At 28.3% G+C, this 2,564-nt stretch carries 2 protein-coding genes; one reads left to right on the top strand and one right to left on the bottom strand.

Translation table 11 applies throughout. The features are described from left to right. Positions 1-221: 221 nt before the first annotated feature. The gene (locus ACQCX0_RS02230; RefSeq protein ID WP_462562531.1) at positions 222-1,127 is read left to right on the top strand and encodes an arginase family protein; all 906 of its coding nucleotides are present in this window, start codon (positions 222-224) and stop codon (positions 1,125-1,127) included. A 192-nt stretch (positions 1,128-1,319) separates the two neighbouring features. Here the strand turns inward: ACQCX0_RS02230 and ACQCX0_RS02225 are convergent. Further along, a partial coding sequence (locus ACQCX0_RS02225; RefSeq protein WP_462562530.1) for an ABC-F family ATP-binding cassette domain-containing protein occupies positions 1,320-2,564 on the bottom strand: 1,245 nt, incomplete at its 5' end.

Genomic DNA, 2,564 nt, shown 5'->3' with positions numbered 1-2,564 from the left:
TCGGCATTCCTGCTGAATCGCTCTTCCGATCTGGATATAGTAAAAAGTTGTAAATTATGCCTTGTAGTGCAGGTATGCTTTAAGAATAATCCTAAGATATTAAAGTTATTGCAATAGGTATAAGTATTATAAAAAAAATTAAAAAAGGAAAGCTACTGTTATTTATTGTAAAAATTAGTTATTTTGTTATAATATTTGTGATTTAAGCTAGGATTAAATAAATGAAAGTACAGCAAATACATAATTTCAACAAAATATTGGCTATTTCAAGCGGAATTGCTGCAGATATTAAAGGAGCAGAATTGGGAGCAGATAATATCTATCAGGCTGTACAAGCACTGTACCATAATCCTAACTTTACAAAAATTTATTATAATACATCTGAAGAAACTAAGTTAAAGGTTATTCCGATACTTAATAATTTCTTTAAAAATCTTATAGAAGAGGTAACTCTTCAACATAAAAAGTATGATAAATATTTGTTTTTTACCGGAGATCATAGTAACGGTATTGCGGTTTTTTCTTTAATATCTAATTTATTACAGCAGATTACTAAAGAAAGTACTGATATAACTCGTAATAAAGATTTAGGTTTATTGTGGATTGATGCTCATTTAGATTGCCATACTCCGCAAAGTTCACATAGCAAAAATGTGCATGGGATGCCGATTGCTCATTTGCTGGGGTATGGAGATAAATCTCTGAACAGTTTAATTAATAACAAAATTAAACCTCAAAATTTGTGTTATATTGCTACGAGAAGTTATGAACAAGAAGAGTTAGATTTAATTACTAAATTAGGTGTTAAAGTATTTTTTATGAAGGATATTACAGAGGCTAATATCAAGCATATTTTTAAAGATGCAATAGCATATATTAGCAAAAATACCATAAGATTTGGGGTTTCTTTAGATATTGATGCTTTATCAAGAGATGAAATGCCTGCAACCGGTTGTAATACCGGTAAGGGGTTAACTATGAAGATGCTAGTAGAAAATTTAGAAAGTATTAAACTACATGAAAAACTATTATGTATAGAGATTACGGAATTTAATCCCCTCTTAGATACTTCTAATCAGCAAACTTATCATAATATTATGAAGTTAGTTAAAATTTTACTTAATTAAGCTCTAAATTTTACTTGGTGTAGTGGTAATAATTAAGTAGGAAAAGAAGAATCATTAAATGGGATTTCTTTTTAAGAGTAGTATTTAGAGAGCTGTTAAGTATATATTTGGTAGTTAAAAAGCTTTAGCTGAAAATTAAATATAAAAACTCTGAATAACTTTGCAAAACCACTTTTTAATTTTCTAAAAAACTTAGTGCTTATTCCCATTATATCCGTTCCAGTTACGGTAGTTACCCTTAAAAAGAGTTGTAGCGTTTTGTTCTATAACATAAATTTGCTTTACAATTGCTTCTAAAAAATGTCTGTCGTGAGATACTAGTAAAATAGTACCCTTATAGCCCTCTAAAGCTTCTTCTAAAATTTCTCTGGAGTAAATATCTAAATGGTTAGTAGGTTCATCCATTATTAAAAAGTTAGGCTTACTTAATAATAATTTCATTAAAGAAACCCTAGCTCTCTCACCACCGCTTAAAGTAGCAATCTTTTTAAAAGTATCATCTTTAGTAAATAAAAAGCTACCAGCAATGTTTCTAGCTTTTTCTTCTATTATATCAAAAGAATCCCTGATTTCTTCTAAAATATTATTGTTTAGGTTTAAATTTTGCTGAGTTTGGTCATAATAACCGATTTTTAATTTTTCTCCTAAGGTAATACTACCGGAAGTTGGTGCTTCAAGACCATTAATAATTTTTAAAATAGTGGATTTTCCAACTCCGTTTTTACCAATTAAACCTATTCTGTCTCCTCGTAAAATTTCTATATTGAGATTCTTAAGTATTTGTTGATTATTAAACTTCTTAGCAAGTTTTTCTATTTTTAAAACCATTTGTGAACTAGGTGTATCTATTTCAAATTTTAGTTTCATTTTTCTAATAGGAATAACCGGATTATCAGATTTTTCCATTCTGGCTAAAAGCTTCTGTCTACCCATGGCTTGTTTAGATTTTTGCCCTGCTTTATATTTTAAAACAAATTCTGCAAGCTTCTTCATTTTTTCTTCTTCTTTTTTAAAAGCCTTTAATGCTCCAGAGAGAAATATCTCTTTTTGAATTGTATAATCACTATAATTACCTTTATAGCTTTTTAAAGTTTTTGCTTCTATTTCAAAAATTTTGGTTACTGTATTATCTAAAAAATAAGTATCATGAGAAATAAGTATAAAGGCATATTTATAGTTTTTTAAAAATTCTTCTAACCATAGAATTGCATTTAAATCTAGATGATTGGTCGGCTCATCTAAAATTAAAAGCTCAGGTTCTTCTAATAAAATTTTTGCCAAAGCAACACGAGATTGTTGTCCTCCTGATACATCCTTAATGTTATTATGCCATAATTTTTCCGGTACATCCAAACCTGCTAAAATCTGAGTAATTTTATATTCAATTATATAACCATCATTTTCTTCAAAATCACTGATTTTATAAGCCAGATCATT

The organism is Candidatus Hepatincolaceae symbiont of Strigamia maritima (genome assembly GCF_055505085.1).
Note: the sequence above shows the minus strand (reverse complement) of the source record. Positions and strands in the feature narration are given on the sequence as shown.

Bases quoted from the DNA above. Each gene is read 5' to 3' on its own strand.
- ACQCX0_RS02230 (WP_462562531.1), top strand. From the start codon at position 222: ATGAAAGTACAGCAAATACATAATTTCAACAAAATATTGGCTATTTCA.